The following is a 14,499-nucleotide window of genomic DNA, read 5'->3' as shown; positions in this document are numbered from 1 at the left end:
GACCTTTATTTCGCCAGCGTCAAACCCGCCAGACGCACGATGCCGTCCGGGTACGGCTTAAAGCCCTGCACGCTTTTGTTCAGACCGAAAATGCGCGGCTCGAAGTAGAGGTAGGCAATCGGCATGTCGGTTTGCAGCTGCTTCACCACCTTGTCGTACAGCGGCTGGCGTGCGGCCTGGTCGGTGCTCTGGCGCGCCTGGGTCAGCCACTCATCGACCTGCGCGTTGCTGTAGCGGCCGTCGTTAAGGGTGCCTTTGCTGTTGATAAAGCCGTAGATGCTGCCGTCCGGATCCGGGCGTCCCGACCAGCCGGAGAAGCTCAGCTGATAGTCGCCGCTCTGCTGGCGGTCGAGCAGCGTGGCGAATTCGGTCATCTGCAGGTTCAGGTTAAATCCGGCCTCGGCGACCATCGCCTGCAGCACCTGGCCCACCTGCTGAGAGGTTGGGTTGTTCGGCACCAGCAGGTTGACGGTCAGCGGCGCGGTGACGCCTGCCGCCTTCAGCAGCGCTTTGGCTTTGTCGACGTCACGCGGCGGAACCGGCAGGTTAACGTGATACGGGCTGACCGGGGAAAACGCCTGGTTTGCCGGGGTGTAAAGCCCTTCGAAGACTACCTGGTTTAACGCATCGCGGTCGATGGCCTGAGAAAACGCCTCGCGCACGCGGGCGTCCTTGAAGGGATCGTTGGCCGGTACCTTGCCGTTGTTGATGTTGAAGGTAATGCCCTGATAGCCGAGACCGGTTACCTTCGCCAGCGCCAGCTTGCTGTCGGCTTCAACGGTTTTAACGTCGCTGGCGGCGATGCCTTCGGTCAGGTCGAGATCGCCCGCGCGGAGGTTCGCGAGTCGCACGGAGGCATCCGGGATCGGCAGATAGATAATTTTGTCGAAGTGGTAAGCGTCTTTGTTCCAGTAGTTGTCGAAGCGGGTCAGAACGATGCGGTCCTGGGACACGCGGCTGTCGAATTTATACGGGCCGGAGCAGACCGGGTGGGCGGCAAAGTCCGGCTTTTTCGCCGCCTCCGGGGCCATCATTGCCCCGGCGCGGTCGGTGAGCTGCATCAGCAGCGCGGCATCGGGGGTCTTCAGGTGCAGCGCAATCTGCATCGGGCCGGTGACCTCGACCGATTCAACGGAGGAGATCTCGCTCTTACGCAGGGATCCTTTCAGGGTCAGGGCGCGGTCGAGGTTGTATTTTGCCGCGGCGGCATCGAATTTCTCACCGTCGTGGAAGGTGACGCCTTCGCGCAGATTAAGCGTCAGGGTTTTACCGTCCTCGCTCCACGCCCAGTCTTTAGCCAGGCCGGGGACGACCTTCAGATTTTCATCCACGTCCACCAGCCTGTCGCACAGGGAGGCAAAGACGAAGCGGCCATAGTAGGTGCGCGCCAGATGCGGGTCGAGCATGTCCGGGTCAGCGCCCAGGCCGATTCGCAGCACGCTTTCAGAATGGGCGGGCAGCGCCGCGCCAAGCAACATAACACTTCCCAGTACGGTCAAAAGAGAATTACGCATTGTCATTATCATGAGTTCCTTGAAGGAAGGGACGAGTGAGTGGCCGCGTGTTCAAACAGCGCGCGGCGGCGCAGAAAGGCGGCGGATGGCGGTGCGATCTGAATAACGCTGCGATCGCGGTTGATCTCCTGCCAGCGGTGGCAGGCAACCTGACGTCCGCCGTCGAGCACCTGATTGATCGGCTCAACCTGGCGGCATTCATCGGTGACGTACGGGCAGCGGGTGTGGAAACGGCAGCCGGACGGCGGGCTGGCCGGGTTGGGCAGATCCCCCTGCAGCAGCGGCGCATCTCGCTCAACGCCCGGCTGCATCTGCGGTGCCGAGGCAATCAGCGCCTGGGTGTAGGGGTGCAGCGGCGCGTCAAAAATCTCGTCGACGGTGGCAAGCTCGACGATTTGCCCGAGATACATGACCGCCACTCGGTCGCTCATATGGCGGATCACCGCCAGACCGTGGGCGACAATCACCATCGTCAGCCCCAGCTGGTGCTTCAGGCTCTCCAGCAGATTAACCACCTGCGCCTGAACGGACACATCCAGCGCGGATACCGGCTCATCGCCCAGCAGCAGCTTCGGCCCGGAAGCCAGCGCACGCGCAATGCCGATACGCTGGCGCTGCCCGCCGGAAAACTCGTGCGGATAGCGCCCGGCCCAGGCGGCAGGCAGGCCCACGGTTTTAAGCAGCTCGGCAACGCGGTACTGGCGATCCGCTTTTTTCATGTTCTGATGCAGCCACAGCGGCTCCCCGACGATTTGCTCCACCGTCATGCGCGGGTTGAGCGAGGCGAAGGGATCCTGAAAGATGATTTGCAGCTCGCGCCGGAGCTGGTTCAGGCGGGCACCGGAGGCGTCGGTGATCTCCTCCCCCTGATAAAACACGCGCCCTTCGCTGGCGGCCAGCAGGCGCAGCAGCAGACGACCGAGCGTAGATTTCCCGGAGCCGGACTCGCCGACGATCGCCAGCGTTTCGCCCGGCATTACGGCAAGCGAAACGCGATCGACCGCGGTGACAAACCGTGCCGGGGTAAAGAGTTTTTTGGGGCCGGGGAAAAGCTTGCTGAGGTCACGGGCTTCAAGAATGGGCGTGGTCATGCGGTCTCTCCCAGGGCAATGTGGTGTTCGAGCGGCACGCGGAAGCAGGCGACCTGATGGCCCGCGCCGAGCGCGGTGAGCGGCGGTTTTTCATCATGGCAGCGCGACTGCGCAAACGGGCAGCGGGTGGCAAAACGGCAGCCTTTCGGCATGGATTCCGGGAGCGGGACCGCGCCGGGAATGGTGGAGAGCTGGCCCTTGCGTGCGCCCAGCGAGGGGATCGACCCCATCAGGCCGATGGTGTACGGGTGCTGCGGGTCGGCGAATATTGCCTCCACGCTCCCCTGCTCCACCACCTGCCCGGCATACATCACCGCGACCTGCTGGGCGACTTCTGCCACCACGCCTAAATCGTGGGTGATCATCAGCACCGCCGTGCCGGTTTCCTCTTTTAAGGCGTTGAGCAAGGCGAGGATTTGCGCCTGGATGGTGACGTCGAGCGCTGTGGTCGGCTCGTCGGCAATCAGCAGTTTGGGGTGGTTAATCAACGCCATCGCAATCATCACGCGCTGGCGCATGCCGCCGGAAAGCTGGTGGGGATATGCTTTCAGGCGCATCTCTGCCGCCGGGATCTGCACCTTCTCGAGGATCTGCAGCGCGACCTTCATCGCCTCTGCGCGCGAGACGTTCTGGTGTCGCATAACCGCCTCGCTCAGCTGATCCCCCAGCGTGAACGCCGGATTGAGCGAGGTCATCGGCTCCTGAAAAATCATCGCCAGCTCGCTGCCGCGCAGATCGGCATACTCCCGCGGTGAGAGCTTTCGCAGATTGTGGCGGCGAAACTGCATCTCACCGCTGACAATCTGCGCGCTGGCGGGCAGTAATCCCATCAGCGCCAGGGAGGTGATACTTTTCCCGCATCCTGACTCCCCCACCAGCGCCAGCGTTTCGCCCGCCCTGACGGTCAGCGAGATACCATCAAGCACGCTAACCGGCGAGCCAGCAAACGTAACGTTGAGGTTTTGCACTCGCAATACGGGTGTGGCGTCCTTAAAGGGTATTGTCGTCATGGCGTGAAGTCGTCCTCAAGGTGGATCGCCTGAATCAGGGCGGTTTGCAGGCTGAGCAAGTGTTCGCGCATGGCGGCCGCGGCTTCATTAGGCTGGCGATGGATAATCGCAGACATGATCTTATGGTGGTGGTCGTTATAGCTGTCGACACGTTCGGGGGTGCGTGCCAGCTCGCGCAGATGCTGCCAGCCCGGTTCGCGCCGAACGGCATCAATGGCATCAAACAGGCCGAGCATCAGACGGTTGCCCGCCGCCTCGGCAATCGCTCGATGAAATGCGCTGTCCCAGAGTTCGTTGAGATCGCGGTCGTCCGGGCTGACCTTGTCGATGCGTTCCAGCATGCGCTGCATGAGCGCGAGGTTTTCCCTGGTGGCACGCAGTGCCGCAAGCCGGGCTAAGCCGGGTTCGAGCTGTAGACGAGCTTCCATCACTTCCAGAAGGTTGGTTTGCTGAACCAATCCCTGAAGGGCCAGCGGTTCAACAGGTGCCGCCGGGCCAATAAAGGTCCCTTTGCCCTGCTTACGCCAGATGCGCCCCTCTTCTTCCAGCACGTCCAGCGCACGACGCACTTCACGTCGTCCTACGCCGAGAGTGTCCGACAGCTCACGTTCCGTGGGCAGCGGTATGCCTGGTGTTGACTCATGCTGGTTGATAAGCCCGCGCAACTGCTCAAGCGCGGTGCTGGAATTGGCCAGAAACCGTGACGGTTTTTCCATATTGGTTCGCTCGCTTTCATCATGACTTTATTTTTATTAACGATAAGTTATTGATATGGAATGAAGCTTATCGTGCTAATGATTAAGCAATAACCAAACCAATACGCAATTGGTTCGGTATATTTTTGGAAAGCAGGAGATAACCAGATGATTCTGCGTGAATTATTTTTACAGAAAGAAACATTCTGAATGAGGTGCGAAGAGAGGAGTGATGGAGTAATGCACAATTACAGTGCAAATAATGCACTATATCCGTGCAATTGTTAATAAATTGCACTATGCATATTAATTTTTTGTTAACGATAAGGGAGAGAATGAGATTACTGAAGGCTGAAACGACGAAAGCCTGAATCATTTCTGATTCAGGCTTTCTGAATAGTGGCGGAACGGACGGGACTCGAACCCGCGACCCCCTGCGTGACAGGCAGGTATTCTAACCGACTGAACTACCGCTCCACTGTTCCCGTTTGGGGAACGAGGCGCATATTACGGTGCGCCTCCGATCTCGTCAACGCTTTTTCTCACGTTTTGAATCGTTTGCTGCAAAAATCGCCCAAACGATGATTTTACAGGCATTAAGGCGTTTTTTCAGGCGCGCCACAAACAGCTGCCGCCCTTCTTCTGGACCAGATCAAGCCGGGATTCGTGGTTAAGAAGCTCTTCGTCACTGGCTAAAATAACCCGCAACCGACTGGCCTGACGAACAACGCGCTGAATGCCCGCTTCGCCTTGCGTCTGCTGGGATTCATTTTCCATACTGAACTTCATTGACGTCTGCCCGCCGGTCATCGTCAGATAGACATCGGCCAGGATCTGGGCATCGAGCAACGCCCCGTGGAGCGTTCGCTTGGTATTGTCTATCTCGTAGCGCGAGCAGAGTGCATCCAGGCTGTTACGCTTGCCGGGGAACATCTTCCTTGCCAGCGCCAGGCTGTCCGTCACCTTACAGAAGGTGTTCGTCTTCGGAATATCACGATTAAGCTTGCTGAATTCATAATCCATAAAGCCGATATCGAACGATGCGTTATGGATGACAAGCTCGGCGCCCTTGATGTATTCCAGGAACTCGTCAGCGACATCCGCAAAAGTCGGCTTATCCAGCAAGAACTCATCGGCAATACCGTGAACGCCGAATGCTTCCGGATCAACCAGCCGATCGGGTTTGAGGTAGACGTGGAAGTTGTTCCCCGTAAGACGACGGTTCACCACTTCAACGGCACCGATCTCGATGATCTTATGCCCTTCGTAGTGCGCGCCGATCTGGTTCATACCGGTGGTTTCGGTATCGAGGACAATCTGGCGAGTAATTGCAGTGCTCATAGCGGTCATTTATGTCAGACTTATCGTTTAACTGAACGTTTCGAATACAGGAAGTCTACCAGAGATGCGTAAACAGGTAGAAATTTTCACCGATGGATCTTGTCTCGGTAACCCAGGACCCGGCGGCTACGGCGCGATTATGCGCTATCGCCAGCACGAAAAAACCTTTAGCGAAGGCTATTTTCTGACCACCAACAACCGGATGGAGTTGATGGCGGCCATCGTGGCGCTGGAGGCGTTAAAAGAACATTGTGACGTGGTATTAAGCACCGACAGTCAGTACGTGCGTCAGGGGATCACCCAGTGGATCCATAACTGGAAAAAACGCGGCTGGAAGACCGCCGATAAGAAGCCGGTCAAGAACGTCGATCTCTGGAAACGTCTTGATGCTGCGCTGGGCCAGCACCAGATTAAGTGGGAGTGGGTTAAAGGCCACGCAGGCCACCCGGAAAACGAACGCTGCGACGAACTGGCGCGTGCTGCGGCATCCAATCCCGCACATGAAGATGCGGGCTATCAGCCCGACGCCTAATCGGTTTTTTTGTACTGCCGCGTGGCGCCGACGGTCTGGCGGATGGGCGTTTTCGACTTGCTCTGCTTCATGGGGTTAAGCGTAAGAGGAATGGTTCGCTTACGCGCAACGATAAACTGCAAACAGCCCAACGCGGGGAGATGGGTGCTCAGTACCACGCCCCCCTGCCGCGCCCAGGGCAGCACCTGAAAACCTCCGTAGCAAAGCACTTCAAAGTTCAGCAGTGAAAGCCAGTCGAGCTGGCGCATCATGGTGAACATCCGGCTGTTGTAAGGTGGAGTCCGGCGTAGCACCGGTACCAGCTTACGCAGGCCCATCAGGCTTAGCGGATTGAATCCGCTAAGTACCAGCCAGCCGTCATCAATCAGCACGCGATCGGCTTCGCGAAGCAGACGATGCGGATCGCTGCACCAGGGTAGCGTATGTGCGAGCAAACACGCATCGACGGATTTTTCCGCAAACGGCAGATGCAACGGGTCTGCTTTCACCTGAACCGGCGATCCGCCGAGAGAGACGTTAACCTGATGCGAGATAGCGCAGCTTTCGGTATTGATTTCCGCGCTGAGATTGCCAATCTTAAGCAGGTGAAAGCCATACATTTTCGCGAGCCAGGGCTTCAGCTGCTGTTCTAACGCTTCGCGATAGTATTCACCCCAGGGCAATTCCGCCCAACGTTCCGGTGCTGCGACAGTCTGAGGTATCCTTGCCGGTTTCATCAAAACACCCGCCACGCTCTAAGAGGTAATGTATGAATCTTATCAGTATTCCAGCGTTTCAGGACAATTACATCTGGGTTTTGGTTGACGACGATCGCCGCTGCGTCATTGTCGATCCCGGAGAATCCGCCCCTGTACTGCACGCCATAAAAGAGAACGGCTGGCAGCCAGAAGCCATTCTGTTGACGCATCATCATAGCGATCACACTGGCGGCGTGCCTGAACTGCGCGCTCATTTTCCGCATCTTGTGGTTTACGGACCGGCAGAGGCACAAGATAAGGGAATCACGCATGTAGTCGAAGAAGGCGAAAATATCCTCATACGCGAGTGGGAGTTTTCCGTATTTGCTACACCGGGTCACACTTTGGGACATCTGTGTTTCTACAGTAAGCCTTATCTTTTTTGCGGCGATACGCTCTTCTCTGGAGGCTGCGGAAGACTATTTGAAGGCACGCCAGCTCAAATGTATCAGTCTTTACAGAAGATTAACGCGCTACCCGATGAGACACTCATTTGTTGCGCCCATGAGTATACATTAGAAAATATGAAGTTTGCCGTGAGCCTCTTACCCGAGGATCGAGCGATTCAGGATTATTATCACAAAGTGAAGGAGTTACGTGCAAAAAACCAAAAAACACTCCCCGTAATTCTGAAAAATGAGCGCCAAATTAATTTATTTTTACGCACAGATGATATTGATTTAATTAATAAAATTAACCAAGAAACAAATTTGCAACAACCAGAACAGCGATTTGCATGGTTAAGGTCAAAGAAAGATAACTTCAGATAATTGCGGGTTGCCTTTTCAAAATTTCGCCGTTATCATCGCTCGTCTTTTAAGCAACTATTGACACACACATGAAGGCAAAAGCGATATTACTCGCCTCTGTCCTGCTTGTAGGTTGCCAGTCGCAAAACGGCAGCAACGTACAACAGCACGCACAGAGCCTTTCTGCAGCTGGTCAAGGGGAAGCAGGGAAGTTTGCAAGTTCGGCGCGCTGGATGGACGATGGAACATCTTACGCGCAGGATCAAGACTTGTGGACCTCTATTGGCGACGAGCTAAAGATGGGAATTCCGGAAAATCCCCGGATTCGCGAACAGAAACAGAAGTATTTAAGTAATAAGAGCTATCTCCACGATGTAACGTTACGGGCAGAGCCGTATATGTACTGGATAGCCGGGCAAGTTAAGAAACGTAACATGCCTATGGAGCTGGTACTCCTACCCATAGTGGAGAGCGCTTTTGACCCACACGCGACGTCTGGCGCCAATGCCGCAGGCATTTGGCAGATCATTCCGAGCACCGGGCGAAACTATGGTCTGAAACAGACCCGCAACTATGATGCGCGTCGCGATGTTGTCGCTTCAACGACAGCCGCTCTCGACATGATGCAACGTCTGAACAAGATGTTTGACGGCGACTGGCTATTAACGGTCGCAGCGTATAATAGTGGCGAAGGTCGTGTACTGAAGGCAATGAAAGCGAATAAAGCACGGGGTAAATCCACCGATTTTTGGTCGCTCTCACTGCCACAGGAAACAAAGATTTACGTACCGAAAATGCTGGCATTGAGCGATATTCTCAAGAACAGCAAGCGTTACGGTGTACAACTGCCAACACCAGACGAAAGTCGTGCACTGGCGCGTGTTCGCCTCAGCAATCCAGTTGATATTCAACAGGTTGCTGATATGACGGGTATGTCGGTAAGTAAATTGAAAACCTTTAATGCTGGCGTTAAAGGCTCAACCCTGGGGGCAAGTGGCCCGCAGTATGTAATGGTTCCGCAGAAACATGCTGAGCAGTTACGCGAGTCTTTAGCTTCTGGTGAAATCGCCGCCGTTCAGTCAACGCTGATCGCGGATGCATCATCAGTTAACAGCCGCAGCTATAAGGTTCGTTCAGGTGATACGCTTTCGGGCATCGCGTCACGTCTTGGCGTGAATGCGAAAGATCTGCAGCAGTGGAATAATCTGCGCAGTTCCGGCCTGAAAGTGGGTCAGACTCTGACGGTAGGTGCAGGTAGCAGCGCACAGCGCCTCGCCAGCAACAGCGATAGCATTACCTATCGCGTACGCAAGGGCGATTCACTGTCCAGTATCGCAAAACGGCACGGCGTGAACATCAAGGATGTGATGCGCTGGAACAATGATACTGACAATCTGAAACCTGGCGACCAGCTGACGCTGTTTGTGAAGAACAGCGCGACGCCAGACTCCTGATAGCACGATCGAAAGATAAAAAGGCACCGATTCCCCTCGGTGCCTTTTTTTATTTATTCCGCTTTTTGCGCTTCGGCCATGATGGTATCGCTGGTAAACGATCCATCGGCCTGCAGTTCAAAGTACGCCTTTACCTCCGCGGACGCACTCTCCTGATACAGTCTGATCGCCTGGCTCAATACTTCCGGGGTGCGCATACGCGCGATCCAGGAGCTGAACTCCAGCGGTAAGCGATCGGTAATCAACGCGCGCGCGATCAGCCCCGCTTCAGTGATAAGCGACAACCACTCTCCGCTGGCGTAGTTTTGCACGTGCGAGGTATCGCGCAGCGCTTCTACCGTCTGCAGCCAGATATTGCGCACCGGGTGTCCAGGAGACATTACATCCATAATGATGAAGGTGCCGCCCGGCTTCAGAACACGTTTGACCTCGCGCAATGCCTGGCCGACATCGTGCCAGTGGTGCGCGGAATAACGGCTGATCACCACCTCAAACGATGCATCATCGAACGGTAAGGATTCGGCATAGCCCTGGCGCGTATTGATGTTGTTCAGCCCTTTCGCTTTTGCCGCCCCGGCAACGACGTCCAGCATCTGGCTGGATAAGTCATACGCGGTAACGTGCGCGACCCGCTGCGCAGCGGTAAAGCTGGCATGCCCTGCCCCGCAGCCTAAATCCAGCACGTGTGCCTGCGGGAACGCCGCCAGACGTTCACCGAGACGCACCAGATCGCGGCCAGAAGCATGCACGGCGCTGCTCAGATAGGCACTTGCCTGAGAACCAAACTGTTTTTCTACGTTGTCATGATGGGAGCGTGTTGTTGTCATCGTACTGTCCTTTGTGAGTGAAAAATAAAGGGCAGCACCCGCACAGGCCTGCCCCACGGCAGACCTGACACACCATTATTTATCAGGTTTGCCGGGACTGAATTCGACTAGTAGAGGGTTATGATCCGAGGCGCGCGTCACCAGAACCGAGGCGTCGTGCACGCTCAAACCACGATAGAAGACAAAATCGAGAGGACGACCAAAGGCTTTTTTGCGCTGGTCATCGCTAAAACGAACTTCACGCAGCGACATTTCGCGCGCAAAGCGATACAGCGCATTCATGCGCGGACGGCTCCAGGCATTGAAATCGCCGGCCATAATGATGGGCCCGCTGTGATGGGCAATCTGATCGCCGATCGGAAGTAACTGCTTACTGTAGACATCCACGCCCAGGCTGAAGTTTACCGCGTGGATATTCACGACCATCAGCATTCGGGTATCCGGCAGCGGATAGACCGTCACCAGCGCCGATTTTGCCAGACGCAGGATAGGTTCACGTTCGCGCAGCGGACAGCAATAGACCGGATGTGCTGCTGAAAGCGTCATCACACCTGAGGGGTGTTGTGGCAGGACAAACGCAGGCACCTGGTCGGCGGCAAGATAGTTCGTGGTGGCAAAGCGTACCAGTTCAGGGGTGGTTTGTGCCTCCTGGAGCAGAACCAGGTGGGCATCTTTTCCAAAATTCTTGAGTACCGATAACCATTCGGCACGCTGCTGCTTAAAGATATTCCACACCAGTACACGGATTTTCTCATCGCTGCTTAACGGTGTGCCGGCGGGTAATGCCTGGCTTATGCTCGCAAATGACCCCGGAGGCAAGATCCTCTCCGCGGGCATTCCGGCAACATAACGCATGGCATAGGTATTTTTTCGCACTTTTGGAAACAGCCTCTGTAACATGAACCAGCCCGGAAAACGGACTGGTTCTAATGTTATAGGGACTTTAGGTCATACTTTCAACGCAATTTCTGAGAAACCGCTTTCCAGTTTTGTAAGCAAGCACTTACTGATGTTAACCCAGCGCGACCCTGGCTGGCTTATCGAGACGTCCACTCAGTCCAATCAGCAGGAAGGCGACCAGGACAATCACCGCGCCAATCCACGGAGTCTGGGCTAATCCAATATGCGCTACGGTTTGTCCGCCAATGATGGAGCCCAGCGCGATGCCGATATTAAATGCGGCAATGTTCAGACCGGACGCCACATCCACCGCATTTGGCGTATAGAGCTCGGCTTTCTGGACAACGTAAACCTGAAGCCCGGGGACATTACCAAAGGCAAAGATCCCCATGACCAGCACAGTGACCAGCGCGGCGTAGTGTACCGAAGCCGTGAACTGGAAAATCATCAGCAGAACCACCAGGGCGGCGAAGATGAATTTCAGCGCCGGTACCGCACCATGCTTATCCGCAAGCTTGCCGCCCCAGATATTGCCAACGGCAACGGAAATACCGTATCCCAGCAAAATCCAGCTCACGGCATTAGGTGAAAAGCCTGCCAGGTCCTGCATCATCGGCGCCAGGAAGGTGAAAGCCGTGAATACGCCGCCATAGCCCAATGCAGTTACCGCGTAGATAATCAGCAAACGCGGATGCGTGAGCACCTTCAGCTGATCGCGCAGGCTGGCGCTCGCCCGGCCATGGATATTCGACGGTACCAGCAGCAGGCTGGTCACCAGGGCGATGACGCCCAGTAAGGAGACGGCCAGGAACGTTTCACGCCAGCTGAAGTGTTGTCCGATAAACGTTCCCAACGGTACGCCCGTAACGAGTGCGACGGTCAGTCCACCAAACATGATCGCAATCGCCGAAGCCGCTTTCTCTTTGGGCACCAGGCTGGTTGCAATGGTGGAACCAATCGAGAAGAACACGCCGTGTGCAAGGCCGGTTAACAGACGCGCAATCACCAGCGTGGTGTAGTCCGGCGCCTGCCAGGCCAGAATGTTGCCAGCGGTGAACAGCACCATCAGCGCGACTAACAGCTGCTTACGCGGAAAACGTCCGGTCAGGGCCGTCAGCACTGGCGCACCGACGGCGACGCCCAGGGCGTAGATAGACACCAGCAATCCGGCGGAAGGCAACGAGATCGCAAGCTGGTTAGCAATAGTGGGAACCAGACCCACGATAACAAATTCGGTCGTGCCAATTGCGAAGGCACTGATCGTCAGGGCAAGTAGCGCCAGTGGCATAAAATACTCCGTATCATCAGGATTAAGATGACAGGCAGTATGCGCCAGTGCTTAAATAACAAAAATGGTCAAAATCTCAATAGAATTTTGCAGGTGGTGCAAAAATGAAAGCAACATCGGAAGAGCTGACAATCTTTGTCGCCGTCGTTGAAAGCGGCAGCTTTAGCCGCGCGGCCGAACAGCTGGGTCAGGCTAACTCAGCCATCAGCCGTTCGGTAAAAAAACTGGAGATGAAGCTTGGAGTGAGTCTGCTTAACCGAACGACGCGGCAGCTGAGCCTGACGGAAGAGGGAGAGCGTTACTTCCGCCGCGTGCAGTCGGTACTGCAGGAGATGGCTGCAGCGGAGACGGAGATTATGGAGACCCGCAGCACGCCGCGTGGTTTGCTGCGCATTGATGCGGCCACGCCGGTTGTGCTCCATTTTCTGATGCCGCTGATCAAACCTTTCCGCGAACGCTATCCGGAGATGACGCTATCGCTGGTCTCCTCAGAGACGTTTATCAACCTCATCGAGCGGAAAGTGGATGTGGCTATCCGGGCGGGAACCCTGACAGATTCAAGCTTGCGTGCCCGCCCTCTGTTTGCCAGCTACCGCAAAATTATCGCATCGCCAGAGTATATTGCCGAACATGGGAAACCGGAAACGGTTGAAGATTTGAAGCAGCATCTGTGCCTTGGCTTTACGGAGCCGGTGTCGCTGAACACCTGGCCTGTCGCCTGTCATGATGGTCAACTTCATGAAATTACCTGCGGAATATCGTCAAACAGCGGGGAAACGCTGAAGCAGCTGTGTCTCGAAGGAAATGGTATCGCCTGCTTGTCAGACTATATGATTGATAAGGAGATAGCCCGGGGTGAACTGGTGGAGCTAATGGCCGATAAACGCCTGCCGGTCGAAATGCCTTTTAGCGCAGTGTATTACAGTGACAGAGCGGTGAGTACGCGCATTCGTGCCTTTATTGACTTCCTGAGTGAACATATAAAAACAGCTCCCGGAGGAGCTGTGTGAGGGTTCAGGTTACAGAGGGCGGGTCAAACTTAATCCCAGTCAGGAGCTAAACCTTCCGGGCTTACCAGGCGATCGTTGCACTCCAGCGCTGCGATCGCTTTTTTATCATTTGCATCCAGATGAAGATCCGTTGCTAACAGGTTGCTGGCCAGGTTTTCACGCTTAGTTGATGATGGGATCACGGCATAACCTTCACCGATTGCCCATGCCAGAATCACCTGCGCAGCAGTCGCGTTATGTTTCTCTGCGATACGCGTAATTACCTCATCTTTCAGCGCTTTACCGTAGGCCAGCGTCATGTAGGAGGTGATGTGGATCCCGTGCTGTTTTGCCCAGTCCACGACTTTGCGGTTTTGAAGGTATGGAGACAGCTCAATCTGGTTGGTTGCAATATTTTCTGCACCAACAGCAGCAATGGCTTTTTCCATCAGCGGAATGGTGAAGTTGGAGATCCCAATTTCACGGGTTAAGCCCTGCTTTTTCGCTTCCAGCAGCGCCTGCATGTATTCTTCTACTGAGACGGCATCATTCGGTGATGGCCAGTGGATAAGGGTCAGATCTACGTAGTCAGTACGCAGTTTTTTCAGACTTTCTTTCAGGCTAGGGATCAGCTTATCTTTGCTGAGATTCTCAATCCAGATTTTCGTGGTGATAAACAGTTCGTTACGCGGTACACCACTCTCTTCGAGAGCTTGTCCAACGGCAGCTTCGTTTTCATAGATCTGTGCCGTATCAACTGCACGATAGCCCAGTTCGAGTGCGATTTTAACAGATGCGATAACAACGTCGTCTTTCAGGCGGAAAGTGCCCAGACCAAATGCAGGGAGAGTCATACTATTCCTCAATCATTATGTTCGTAAACTGAGGAAGATTATCGCTGGGGTTGTTATAGAGAAAAAGAGCGCAAAACGCAGAGGATTTTTGCTAATTTCGCAATAATTAAACGACAGATAAGAAAAAAGCCCTGAGCGTTAGCTCAGGGCTTCTAATAAGTGGCGGAACGGACGGGACTCGAACCCGCGACCCCCTGCGTGACAGGCAGGTATTCTAACCGACTGAACTACCGCTCCACCGAAGACTGCTGTAACCACCGGATTTATGCACCGGCTTACTACTTAATTGATGCCTGGCAGTTCCCTACTCTCACATGGGGAGACCCCACACTACCATCGGCGCTACGGCGTTTCACTTCTGAGTTCGGCATGGGGTCAGGTGGGACCACCGCGCTAAAGCCGCCAGGCAAATTCTGTTAATCTGTATCAGGCTGAAAATCATGTCTGTCTCATCCGCCGAAACAGCTTCGGCGTTGTAAGGTTAAGCCTCACGGTTCATTAGTATCGGTTAGCTCAAC

Annotated in this window: 14 protein-coding genes, 2 tRNA genes and 1 rRNA gene; 4 read left to right on the top strand and 13 right to left on the bottom strand. The window is 55.1% G+C overall.

What is annotated here, in order from left to right:
• Window positions 1-5: 5 nt before the first annotated feature.
• From QMN93_RS01875 to dnaQ, 6 genes are all read right to left on the bottom strand, one after another.
• Window positions 6-1,520: an ABC transporter substrate-binding protein gene (locus tag QMN93_RS01875; RefSeq protein ID WP_029739693.1), complete on the bottom strand. Its 1,515-nt coding sequence runs from the start codon at window positions 1,518-1,520 to the stop codon at window positions 6-8.
• Between the two features lie 2 nt (window positions 1,521-1,522).
• On the bottom strand, window positions 1,523-2,605 hold the full coding sequence (locus tag QMN93_RS01870) for an ABC transporter ATP-binding protein (RefSeq protein ID WP_039263859.1): 1,083 nt from the start codon (window positions 2,603-2,605) through the stop codon (window positions 1,523-1,525).
• Window positions 2,602-3,615, bottom strand: coding sequence for an ABC transporter ATP-binding protein (locus tag QMN93_RS01865; RefSeq protein ID WP_182383068.1), 1,014 nt, complete (start codon window positions 3,613-3,615; stop codon window positions 2,602-2,604). Before QMN93_RS01865 ends, QMN93_RS01870 begins: the two co-directional genes overlap by 4 nt.
• A complete protein-coding gene (locus QMN93_RS01860; RefSeq protein WP_023334601.1) occupies window positions 3,612-4,331 on the bottom strand; it encodes a FadR/GntR family transcriptional regulator in 720 nt (239 codons plus the stop codon). The genes QMN93_RS01865 and QMN93_RS01860 overlap by 4 nt, the downstream gene beginning before the upstream one ends.
• A 379-nt stretch (window positions 4,332-4,710) precedes the next feature.
• A tRNA-Asp gene (locus QMN93_RS01855) sits at window positions 4,711-4,787 on the bottom strand.
• A gap of 132 nt (window positions 4,788-4,919) precedes the next feature.
• Entirely contained in the window at window positions 4,920-5,651 is a 732-nt protein-coding gene (dnaQ, locus tag QMN93_RS01850) for a DNA polymerase III subunit epsilon (RefSeq protein ID WP_055703371.1), read from the bottom strand.
• A gap of 31 nt (window positions 5,652-5,682) precedes the next feature.
• Here dnaQ and rnhA point away from each other — a divergent pair, with 31 nt between their 5' ends.
• Window positions 5,683-6,183: a ribonuclease HI gene (gene rnhA / locus QMN93_RS01845; RefSeq protein ID WP_223239960.1), complete on the top strand. Its 501-nt coding sequence runs from the start codon at window positions 5,683-5,685 to the stop codon at window positions 6,181-6,183.
• Here the strand turns inward: rnhA and QMN93_RS01840 are convergent.
• Window positions 6,180-6,899, bottom strand: a complete 720-nt coding sequence (locus tag QMN93_RS01840) for a class I SAM-dependent methyltransferase (RefSeq protein ID WP_023310484.1) — start codon at window positions 6,897-6,899, stop codon at window positions 6,180-6,182. The two genes, rnhA and QMN93_RS01840, sit on opposite strands and share 4 nt — an antisense overlap.
• 32 nt (window positions 6,900-6,931) lie before the next feature.
• Here QMN93_RS01840 and gloB point away from each other — a divergent pair, with 32 nt between their 5' ends.
• Together gloB and mltD are read left to right on the top strand one after the other, a co-directional pair.
• Window positions 6,932-7,690, top strand: a complete 759-nt coding sequence (gene gloB / locus QMN93_RS01835) for a hydroxyacylglutathione hydrolase (RefSeq protein ID WP_069303691.1) — start codon at window positions 6,932-6,934, stop codon at window positions 7,688-7,690.
• A 68-nt stretch (window positions 7,691-7,758) separates the two neighbouring features.
• On the top strand, window positions 7,759-9,123 hold the full coding sequence (gene mltD / locus QMN93_RS01830; protein WP_032661729.1) for a murein transglycosylase D: 1,365 nt from the start codon (window positions 7,759-7,761) through the stop codon (window positions 9,121-9,123).
• 53 nt (window positions 9,124-9,176) lie between these two features.
• Here the strand turns inward: mltD and QMN93_RS01825 are convergent, their stop codons facing one another.
• The 3 genes from QMN93_RS01825 to QMN93_RS01815 form a co-directional block, all read right to left on the bottom strand.
• The gene (locus QMN93_RS01825; RefSeq protein WP_182383066.1) at window positions 9,177-9,950 is read right to left on the bottom strand and encodes a class I SAM-dependent methyltransferase; all 774 of its coding nucleotides are present in this window, start codon (window positions 9,948-9,950) and stop codon (window positions 9,177-9,179) included.
• Window positions 9,951-10,025: 75 nt separating this feature from the next.
• Window positions 10,026-10,826, bottom strand: a complete 801-nt coding sequence (locus QMN93_RS01820) for an endonuclease/exonuclease/phosphatase family protein (RefSeq protein WP_024909448.1) — start codon at window positions 10,824-10,826, stop codon at window positions 10,026-10,028.
• Window positions 10,827-10,962: 136 nt separating this feature from the next.
• On the bottom strand, window positions 10,963-12,138 hold the full coding sequence (locus tag QMN93_RS01815) for an MFS transporter (RefSeq protein WP_323620007.1): 1,176 nt from the start codon (window positions 12,136-12,138) through the stop codon (window positions 10,963-10,965).
• Window positions 12,139-12,242: 104 nt separating this feature from the next.
• Between QMN93_RS01815 and yafC the strand changes: the two genes are divergently transcribed.
• Window positions 12,243-13,148 carry a DNA-binding transcriptional regulator YafC gene (yafC, locus tag QMN93_RS01810; RefSeq protein ID WP_182383064.1) on the top strand — a complete coding sequence of 302 codons (906 nt, stop codon included), beginning with the start codon at window positions 12,243-12,245 and terminating at the stop codon, window positions 13,146-13,148.
• A gap of 29 nt (window positions 13,149-13,177) precedes the next feature.
• Here yafC and dkgB read toward each other — a convergent pair whose 3' ends face one another.
• From dkgB to rrf, 3 genes are all read right to left on the bottom strand, one after another.
• Complete coding sequence (dkgB, locus tag QMN93_RS01805; RefSeq protein ID WP_193138858.1) at window positions 13,178-13,981, bottom strand: 2,5-didehydrogluconate reductase DkgB; 804 nt, start codon at window positions 13,979-13,981, stop codon at window positions 13,178-13,180.
• Between the two features lie 160 nt (window positions 13,982-14,141).
• Window positions 14,142-14,218 (bottom strand) — tRNA-Asp (locus QMN93_RS01800).
• Window positions 14,219-14,272: 54 nt separating this feature from the next.
• Window positions 14,273-14,388, bottom strand: a 5S ribosomal RNA gene (rrf, locus tag QMN93_RS01795).
• Window positions 14,389-14,499: the final 111 nt, after the last annotated feature.

Source organism: Enterobacter sp. R-1.6.2 (genome assembly GCF_035064085.1).
Lineage (GTDB): Bacteria > Pseudomonadota > Gammaproteobacteria > Enterobacterales > Enterobacteriaceae > Enterobacter > Enterobacter asburiae_B.
This window is presented reverse-complemented; position numbering and strand designations above follow the sequence as displayed.

Coding starts and splice junctions, on each gene's coding strand:
- QMN93_RS01875 (WP_029739693.1), bottom strand. CDS start 1,520: ATGACAATGCGTAATTCTCTTTTGACCGTACTGGGAAGTGTTATGTTG.
- dnaQ (WP_055703371.1), bottom strand. CDS start 5,651: ATGAGCACTGCAATTACTCGCCAGATTGTCCTCGATACCGAAACCACC.
- QMN93_RS01825 (WP_182383066.1), bottom strand. CDS start 9,950: ATGACAACAACACGCTCCCATCATGACAACGTAGAAAAACAGTTTGGT.
- gloB (WP_069303691.1), top strand. CDS start 6,932: ATGAATCTTATCAGTATTCCAGCGTTTCAGGACAATTACATCTGGGTT.
- yafC (WP_182383064.1), top strand. CDS start 12,243: ATGAAAGCAACATCGGAAGAGCTGACAATCTTTGTCGCCGTCGTTGAA.
- QMN93_RS01865 (WP_182383068.1), bottom strand. CDS start 3,615: ATGACGACAATACCCTTTAAGGACGCCACACCCGTATTGCGAGTGCAA.
- dkgB (WP_193138858.1), bottom strand. CDS start 13,981: ATGACTCTCCCTGCATTTGGTCTGGGCACTTTCCGCCTGAAAGACGAC.
- QMN93_RS01870 (WP_039263859.1), bottom strand. CDS start 2,605: ATGACCACGCCCATTCTTGAAGCCCGTGACCTCAGCAAGCTTTTCCCC.
- QMN93_RS01860 (WP_023334601.1), bottom strand. CDS start 4,331: ATGGAAAAACCGTCACGGTTTCTGGCCAATTCCAGCACCGCGCTTGAG.
- QMN93_RS01840 (WP_023310484.1), bottom strand. CDS start 6,899: ATGAAACCGGCAAGGATACCTCAGACTGTCGCAGCACCGGAACGTTGG.
- QMN93_RS01815 (WP_323620007.1), bottom strand. CDS start 12,138: ATGCCACTGGCGCTACTTGCCCTGACGATCAGTGCCTTCGCAATTGGC.
- mltD (WP_032661729.1), top strand. CDS start 7,759: ATGAAGGCAAAAGCGATATTACTCGCCTCTGTCCTGCTTGTAGGTTGC.